Annotated in this window: 10 protein-coding genes and 1 rRNA gene; 10 read left to right on the forward strand and 1 reads right to left on the reverse strand. The window is 35.5% G+C overall.

Features of this window, described 5'->3' with window-relative positions; all coding sequences use genetic code 11:
- Nucleotides 1-142 precede the first annotated feature (142 nt).
- From rrf to EO125_RS09900, 10 genes are all read left to right on the forward strand, one after another.
- A 5S ribosomal RNA gene (rrf, locus tag EO125_RS09510) occupies nt 143-259 on the forward strand.
- A gap of 344 nt (nt 260-603) precedes the next feature.
- Nucleotides 604-1,089, forward strand: coding sequence for a hypothetical protein (locus EO125_RS09515; RefSeq protein WP_127148689.1), 486 nt, complete (start codon nt 604-606; stop codon nt 1,087-1,089).
- Between the two features lie 114 nt (nt 1,090-1,203).
- Nucleotides 1,204-2,034: a DNA adenine methylase gene (locus tag EO125_RS09520; protein WP_127148690.1), complete on the forward strand. Its 831-nt coding sequence runs from the start codon at nt 1,204-1,206 to the stop codon at nt 2,032-2,034.
- A gap of 19 nt (nt 2,035-2,053) precedes the next feature.
- Nucleotides 2,054-2,830, forward strand: a complete 777-nt coding sequence (locus tag EO125_RS09525; protein WP_164726504.1) for a site-specific DNA-methyltransferase — start codon at nt 2,054-2,056, stop codon at nt 2,828-2,830.
- Entirely contained in the window at nt 2,821-3,693 is an 873-nt protein-coding gene (locus EO125_RS09530) for a type II restriction endonuclease (protein WP_127148692.1), read from the forward strand. The genes EO125_RS09525 and EO125_RS09530 overlap by 10 nt, the downstream gene beginning before the upstream one ends.
- A 56-nt stretch (nt 3,694-3,749) precedes the next feature.
- The gene (gene dcm / locus EO125_RS09535) at nt 3,750-5,030 is read left to right on the forward strand and encodes a DNA (cytosine-5-)-methyltransferase (protein ID WP_127148693.1); all 1,281 of its coding nucleotides are present in this window, start codon (nt 3,750-3,752) and stop codon (nt 5,028-5,030) included.
- Nucleotides 5,031-5,055: 25 nt separating this feature from the next.
- Entirely contained in the window at nt 5,056-5,886 is an 831-nt protein-coding gene (locus EO125_RS09540; protein ID WP_127148694.1) for an SWIM zinc finger domain-containing protein, read from the forward strand.
- Nucleotides 5,887-5,928: 42 nt separating this feature from the next.
- Nucleotides 5,929-6,453, forward strand: a complete 525-nt coding sequence (locus EO125_RS09545; protein ID WP_127148695.1) for an NUDIX hydrolase — start codon at nt 5,929-5,931, stop codon at nt 6,451-6,453.
- A 133-nt stretch (nt 6,454-6,586) separates the two neighbouring features.
- Nucleotides 6,587-7,840, forward strand: coding sequence for a phosphopentomutase (locus tag EO125_RS09550; protein WP_127148696.1), 1,254 nt, complete (start codon nt 6,587-6,589; stop codon nt 7,838-7,840).
- Between the two features lie 134 nt (nt 7,841-7,974).
- Nucleotides 7,975-8,151 carry a hypothetical protein gene (locus EO125_RS09900; protein WP_164726505.1) on the forward strand — a complete coding sequence of 59 codons (177 nt, stop codon included), beginning with the start codon at nt 7,975-7,977 and terminating at the stop codon, nt 8,149-8,151.
- A 155-nt stretch (nt 8,152-8,306) separates the two neighbouring features.
- Here the strand turns inward: EO125_RS09900 and rpmB are convergent, their stop codons facing one another.
- Nucleotides 8,307-8,495 (reverse strand): 50S ribosomal protein L28, encoded by a 189-nt coding sequence (gene rpmB, locus EO125_RS09555; protein ID WP_038144954.1) that lies wholly within the window; start codon nt 8,493-8,495, stop codon nt 8,307-8,309.
- Nucleotides 8,496-8,777: the final 282 nt, after the last annotated feature.

Genomic DNA, 8,777 nt, shown 5'->3' on the forward strand with positions numbered 1-8,777 from the left:
GACATGGTTGATAGGCCAGGTGTGGAAGTGCTGTAAGGCATGGAGCTGACTGGTACTAATAGATCGAGGGCTTTACTTAAGAATAAACTTGTAAGTTAATATATTATCTTTCTATGTAGTTTTCAGGGAACACCCTGACAAATTCAGTGATGATGGCTACGAGGAACCACCTGTTCCCATCCCGAACACAGTAGTTAAGCTCGTAAACGCCGAAAGTACTTGGCTGGAAACGGCCTGGGAGGATAGGAAGTCGCTGATTAATAAAGAAAGAGCACCCAATAGGGTGCTCTTTCTTTATTAATTAATATTCTTAATTCTACTAAGCCGTTTCCAGCCAATATGTTTCAAGTAGTATCTATGGAAGGATGCAATATGCCTGGGATAAGCAGGGCTCATGATTTGAAGGAGCGTAGCGACGCGCAAATCATAGAGCATCGCTTAGTTCGGCCCGTAAGGTTTTCCACGACTGAAGGGAGTGAAGAAAACCCACAGGGCAGAACAGGAAGTTGTAGATGACAAGATTACATTTACAAAACAATAGAAACTTATTATGTTATAATAAAAGATATTGTAATACAAAAACTTAATCATGTGGAGGAAATTATGGGAGAAAAAGTAAGAAACTTTAGAAATGGAGTAGCTTTAGAGTTTGGTCAAGGCAAATTTGATAGATGGTGTGTATACATTACTGATGAAGAAGGAAAACGATCAGCTCCTAAGGATATGGATTATTTTGGGGATTTAAAGGAACTTTCACATAAATATGGGGCTGAAAAAATATATAAAGATTTTATTTCATTCTATGACAAAACAGGTAAAGAGTTAGATACTGAAGTATTTGAGTTAATTAGTAACCTTGCATCATGTTATGGTGAGGATAGTATTGATATAGAAATTTTATTCTCTATTTTATATATGGGAATGCTCGCTGAAGAAAATAAAAAGAAAACAGTACTTGGAAAAAGAATTAAAAGATTAGGGGTATATACATTACTAATAGAAGATGAATCAGTTGAGAGTTCCGCAAACTTTATGAGAGGAATGAAGTGTGGTGTGCTTGACAAACTATGTGAAGAAAGAGGTTTTTGATTTAACTATACATATTACCCTATGTTTATCTAGCTTATTCTTTTAGATAAAATTTGATAGTTTTTTTATATTTTCTTTGTTTTAGAGTTTATTTATAGGATAAATAGTTATATTATGAATTTAAAACCTTTTACTAAATGGACTGGTGGCAAGCGTCAGCTTCTGCCAGTTATATTAGACAATAAACCAAAACAATTTAATACTTATTTTGAGCCATTTGTTGGTGGTGGAGCTGTTTTATTTGAGTTGCAACCAACGATTGCTATTATTAATGATTTTAATACAGAATTAATTAATTGCTACCAAATGATAAAAAATAATCCCAATGATTTACTCGCCTTATTATCTGAACATAGGGATAAGAATAGCAAGGATTACTATTTAGAAGTAAGATCATGGGACAGAGATAGTACATATGCGAATCTAAGTGATGTAGAGCGGGCTGCAAGGATTATGTATATGCTTAGAGTTGATTTTAATGGATTATATCGTGTTAATAGTAAAAATCAATTCAATGTGCCTTATGGTAGATATAAAAATCCTAAAATTGTGGATGAAGAACTAATTTATAATATAAGTTCGTATTTAAATAATAATAATATTGCGATTCTTGAAGGAGATTTTTATAAGGCTGTAGAATTAGTAAAAGAAGGCGATTTTGTGTATTTTGACCCTCCATATATTCCATTAAATGAAACAAGCTCATTTACATCTTATACACATGAGGGTTTTTCTTATGAAGACCAAGTTAGATTAAGAGATACGGTAAAAGAATTAACTCATAGAGGCGCTTATGTTATGCTTTCAAATTCTGCAAGTGAGCTAACACAAGAGCTATATGCTGATTTTAATGTACACTTAATTGATGTAGTGAGAACTAATGGAGCCACACAAAAGAGCCGAGGAAAGATAAAGGAGATTTTAGTAACAAATTATGAACCATGACATATTTAAGGAGGAAAATATGATAACACCGTATTATCATAAAGAAAGTTCTATTTTAATTTGTGAAAACACATTTTCTTTTTTAGAAAAAATGAAAGATAATAGCATCGATATGATTTTTGCGGATCCACCATATTTTTTAAGTAATGATGGTATTTCAAATTCAGGTGGGCATGTTGTGTCTGTTAATAAAGGTGATTGGGATAAAATCAACTCTTTAGAAGATAAGCATCACTTTAATCGTACTTGGATTAGAATGTGTAGAAGAATCTTAAAACCTAATGGAACAATATGGATTTCTGGAACGTATCATAATATTTATTCTGTTGGTATGGCCTTAGAACAAGAAGGTTATAAAATTTTAAATAATATTACTTGGCAAAAAACAAATCCAGCCCCGAACCTATCCTGTCGATATTTTACACATTCTACTGAAACTTTATTATGGGCACGTAAAAATGATAAAAGAGCAAGACATTATTATAATTATGAGCTGATGAAGTCAATCAATTCAGGTAAACAAATGAAAGATGTATGGACAGGGCCATTGACAAAAGTAGCTGAAAAATGGGCAGGAAAACATCCAACGCAAAAACCAGAGTATTTATTGGAAAGAATCATTTTGGCGAGCACAAAAGAGGGAGACTATATTTTAGACCCTTTCGTGGGTAGCGGTACTACTGGCGTAGTAGCAAAGCGTTTAGGTCGTCGTTTTATTGGAATAGATGCAGAAAAAGAGTATTTAGATATAGCAATAAAAAGAATTGAGCATGAAGGAGAGAAAACGTGGTCTTAAGAAACTTTGATGAATGGTTAGATACGATGACTGATTCAGTGGCAAGCTGGACATATTATACAGATTTTGAAAAAGTATATGAAAATGTCAATGATATTAAAATTCCATTATGCCTTTTAAATAGCTTAATAGGAAGTAAGAATATTAAACAGGATTTCTTAAAACTATATGAAGAGTATCCAGAAGTGCTACGAGCTGTTCCTATTATTATTGCTAAAAGACTTAAAGACATTGTTGTTGTAAAAGACCCAGATAAAGATTTTTATTTCGATTTCAGAAAACATGATTATACACCTGAAGAATACTCTTTATTTATGGAGAAAACAGGGATATATGATTTACTAGAACATCATTTAGTTGCAAGTCTATTAGATTATGTAACAGGTGTAGAAGTAGGCATGGATACGAATGGACGTAAAAACAGAACTGGTCATTCAATGGAAGCTATTGTTCAACAATACCTTGAGCAGGAAGGATATGTCATGGGAGAAACCATGTTTAAAGAAATATACCAAAATGAAATTGAAGAACGCTTTAATGTCGACTTATCTGATATCACAAATGAAGGCACAACTCAAAAGCGATTTGATTATGTGATTAAATCTGATACAACGTTATATTTAATTGAAGTTAACTTTTATGCTACAGGCGGGTCTAAGTTAAATGAAACAGCACGATCATACAAAATGATTACTGAAGAAACTAAGAATATTCCTAATGTAGAGTTTATGTGGTTTACTGATGGAAAAGGCTGGCATAAAGCTAAGAATAACTTGCGGGAAACATTTGAAGTTTTACCAAATTTATATAATATTAATGATTTATCCAATGGTGTATTAAAAACAATTACTAGTAAAATCTAATTTTCTTAATCTATTAATTAGAGTATGTGATTAGGATAATTCAAAAGGAGAAAGTAATGAAACTGACCGTAGTTGAACTATTTGCGGGTGTTGGTGGATTTCGGGTTGGTCTTAATCATGTAAATGAATTTAATTCCGAGACAGGTCTTGCCATTGAGCAAGGTGATTGGAATTTTGTGTGGGCTAATCAGTGGGAACCATCTACCAAAGTACAACCAGCAATTAATTGTTATACTACTCGATTTGGTGTGGGAAATCATAGTAATCAAGATATTAATACAGTAGATAAAAATACTATACCAGATCATACATTATTAGTTGGTGGATTTCCATGTCAAGATTATTCTGTAGCGAGAACATTATCTAAGGAAAAAGGTATAGAGGGTAAAAAAGGCGTTTTATTTTGGGATATAAAAGATGTTATAGAAAAAAAACGGCCAACCTTTGTTGTATTAGAAAATGTAGATAGATTGCTTAAGTCACCTGCTAATCAAAGAGGTCGTGACTTTGCCATTATGTTAAAAACATTTGATGAGTTAGGGTATCACGTTCATTGGCGAGTCATTAATGCAGCTGATTATGGGATGCCGCAAAAGCGTAGAAGAGTATTTATTTTTGCTTATAAAAGAGATACCTTTTATGCAAATACTATTCAACAAAAGATTCAAGAAATTGGTGTTGAAGAGTGGTTCTATCATCATGAGTTTTTTAATAGTATTTTTCCAGTGCAAAAACTTTCAAAAAATTTAGTTCAAAAACATATACAACAGTATAAGGATATTGTCGAAGTTAGTGATAGTTATAACCAAGGTAAATTTTTATTATCAGGTTATATGGCGGATGGTGAAATTTATAACAGTGATATAGAATCTATTGTTGAAGAAGTATATCCGCTGAAAAAGGTAATAGATATTGCAAAGAAGCATGAAATACAACCGTATACTTCCTATACTATTAGTGATGATAAAGTGGAAAAATGGAAATATCTAAAAGGTGGAAAAAGAATTGAACGAGTGCGTCCTGATGGTGGTATATATTATTATTCAGAGGGGAGCATGAACTTTCCTGATGATGTGGATGTTCCAGGTCGAACTATGCTAACTAGCGAAGGAACCGCTAATCGATCATCTCATATTGTGTTAGATGAAGATTCTCAAAAGTATAGAACTATTACAGAAGTTGAAGCGGAGTTACTACAGATGTTTCCGCCTAATTGGACTAATACAGGAATGACAAAGCGAAATAGATATTTTATGATGGGGAATGCCTTGGTAACAGGTGTAATAAGTAGACTAGAACCTCATTTAAAAGAGATTATTTTAAATGAATGTGAGTAATTATCTTCCTCAGAAAGGACATATCATGCAACCATTCGATCCAGATTGTATAGAGCAGAAAAAATCCAAGTTATATCCAGATATAGGCATACATGGTAATTGCATCACACCATTGCATCCTGAACGGTATTTAGTAGAGGTAGGGTTTGATAATTCCAATGAGTATGGCACGTATATTTGTGAATATATAGACGTCTATGAAGGGGATTTTGTGCGTGTATCTGGACCTATGCAAGATAAGTTGGGTATGGTAAAAGATGTTATATATTATTGTAAAATCCGCCCTTCTAAGTATGAACGTGTGATTGCTAAGGTAGATACAGATGTGTTTGGGGACTTTCAGATGTTGGAGCACATGTGGGTCACCTATGATACAGAGTCTCTGCATCGAGAAAAAATTAGACCATGGTTCCTATCTCCACTAGGCGATGGGCCATGTATTCCCATACATGATTTTGCACCATTTCCAGCATATGAGGGATATCATTTACCTCTAGATTCTAAGCGTGCTGAAAGAGGAGAACTCTATTTTAAGGAAGAACGAGTGGTCTATATTTGTATAGATAAGACAGAGGGGTACGCTATCGTTCGAGGGTCTGAATATTATGAAGTGACGTTTACCTTTGAATCTGATAATATTAGTGGGATAGCATGTACATGCTATTGTGAGGGGCATTGTAAGCATGAGTATGCGGTAATTTTAGAGTTAGAACGATTACTCTATGAATATGAATGTATGGAAGAGAAGGGGTATACTGAAAGCCATTATTTGGCGGCATTGGACAAATCTGCCATATGGAATATGAGCATGCTCTATCAAGACTTTGCGACGGTTAGTATTAAACAGATTACATGATCTGATGATTCTCATATGAGTGTTGAAGATTAAGGAGGATCCATGCAAGAACGTAAACTTTCATCGGAAATGAAATTCGATGGTAAATTAATAAAAGTAACATACGATATTGCTGATGTGAATGGCAAGGAAGCATGGCGTGAAGTAGTTCACCATCCAGGGGCTAGTGCTGTGGTAGCCATTGATGAAGACAATCGTATCATTATGGAAAAACAGTTCCGCTATGCATTGAACGATTATTTATTGGAAATTCCAGCTGGTAAATTGGATGCTGGGGAAGATCCATTGGTATGTGCTAAACGTGAGCTAGAAGAAGAAACCGGTATCATCGCCTCTGAATGGATTAGTCTTGGCACTATTGCTACGTCTCCTGGATTTTGCAATGAAGTCATCCATTTATATGTGGCAAAAGGACTTTCCAAAGGGGAAATCCATTGGGATGAAGATGAATATGTGGAGGTAGAGCGCTATACCTTTGATGAATTATTACAACGCATTCAGGATGAAAAGATTAAGGATAGCAAAACCTTATCTGCCTTGTTATTAGCTATGCCATATATACAATAGTAAATGTATGTTTGGAAAAGTGATTCTTAGACCTGTGTGTTACGAGAACATGGCATGGATTATCAAAGGATGCCTAGGAGTGTAACTTCCTAGGCATAGATTGTATATGAACGGCGATAGAGAGGAGGTCTCTATGTTTAAACGAATTATTACGATTGTTACAGATAGTGTAGGGATTGGTCATAGTCCCGATGCGGAACGCTTTGGAGATGCGGGAGCTAATACATTGGGGCACATAGAAGAGGCGGTGGGACCTTTGCAGATTCCGAATTTACGAAAATTAGGCATCGGCAGGATTGCAGATATTACACCGCAACAAGATACAGTAGTAGGCGCCTTTGGTCGCATGCATGAACAAAGTACAGGAAAAGACACTACCAGTGGTCATTGGGAAATGATGGGACATCCTGTGAAAGTTCCTTTCCCAACCTTTTATGATGGATTTCCACAGGAACTGATGGATACTTTTACGAAGGAAACTGGCTATGGATTCCTAGGCAATGAAGCGGCATCGGGGACAGAGATCATTGAGCGCCTTGGGGAAGAGCATATGAGAACGGGAAAACCTATTGTGTATACGTCTGCCGATTCGGTATTCCAAATTGCGGCCCATGAAAGTGTCATCCCTTTAGAGGACTTATATAAGATGTGCCAAATTACACGGGAACGAGTATGTATTGGGGATTATTATGTAGGACGGATCATTGCTCGTCCCTTTGTGGGAGATCCAGGTCATTTTGTACGCACCTCAAATCGTCATGATTATAGTAGACTACCGGAAGGGCGATTCGTGTTACAAGCTCTACAAGATGCGAAGGTACCGACCATAGGAGTAGGAAAGATTGGAGATATATACGCGCATATCGGTTTGGATCAATCCTATCCAACGAAATCTAATTCTCATGGCATGAACTTGGTGGCTGCTTTGTCGGGGCATGGTGTGGATAGTTCCCATAGTGCAGATAGCACATGTAGTACGCATAGTATACAAAATGTATTTGATACTACGTCAGGAAATAGATTTAACTATGGCTACATGATGGTGAACTTAGTGGAGTTCGATAGCTTATATGGACATCGTCGTGATGTACAAGGTTATGGCCGTGAGCTAGAAATGTTTGATTACCAGCTAGGGGGATTGCTAGAATTATTGACGAAAGATGATTTATTACTCATTACGGCAGACCATGGTAATGATCCGACTTGGAAGGGAACAGAGCATACACGGGAACTCGTGCCCCTTTTGGCGTATTCACCAGCTTTTACAGGGCCTATAGACTTAGGTGATAGAAGTAGCTTTGCCGATATTGGACAAACCATATTGGAAAACTTTGGGGTTACTGAATCATTTGTAGGAGAAAGTTTTTTACATAAGATAGTAAAATAGAGAAATACTTACTTTTTTATAATGTTAGGCGTATAATAAAACTAAAACATATGATAAAAGAGGAGGTGAGAGAATGTGTACTATAAATATTAGTCAGAATGAAGAATTAAAAGCCCTTGTAAAATTACTAACTGATGGAGCGGCGGATTCCATTTTTTTTACAAGATGAGGATACAGTAGCAGAAATAAAATTAATAAAAGATGTACCACAACCGATACAGTTTGGATTAGGAAACGGATTGTTTACCGTTTCAGATGATATTCATGCAGGGGATGAAGTGATTCGAGAAGTATTTAAGGAGTACACATGATGAACTATTATTAGGGTATAATGAACCCTGTGTTTTGTGGGTCTAAGTAATACAGTACTATAATAAAGTTAGATATAGCAAAAGAGGCTATCAGTATTGAAGAATATTCTTCCTGACTGATAGCCTCTTTTTTGAGTACATGTACCTTCAAAATCTTACGCGCGTGTAATTTTATCAGAACGAAGGCAGCGTGTGCAAACGTTAACTCGTTTAGTTTCGCCGTCTACAATTGCTCGTACTCTTTGGATGTTTGGTTTCCAAGTTCGTTTGGAACGGATATGGGAATGAGAAACATTCATACCCGTAGTAGTGGATTTACCACATACTTCGCAAAGGTTTGCCATTTGTTTCCACCTCCAAAGTGTTTACTACTAATATAACATATGTATTTTATCATAAAAGGGCATAGCAATGCAAGTGCACCTCTCTCTTTTAGATAAGATTATACTAGCCTATTAACTATATACTAAAATAGCAAAACCTGTCAAATTTTGGTAACATATGGACGGTGTCAACTTTTTGTTGGAAAAATAATTGCCTAGCTTTAATAGAGGGTTCCTCGTTACTAAAGAATCCTGCGTCCACCATGTTTAATTGCTTGTAACCATCCGTTACTTTTCTTTTCT

This window comes from Veillonella sp. VA139 (genome assembly GCF_003992005.1).
Lineage (GTDB): Bacteria > Bacillota > Negativicutes > Veillonellales > Veillonellaceae > F0422.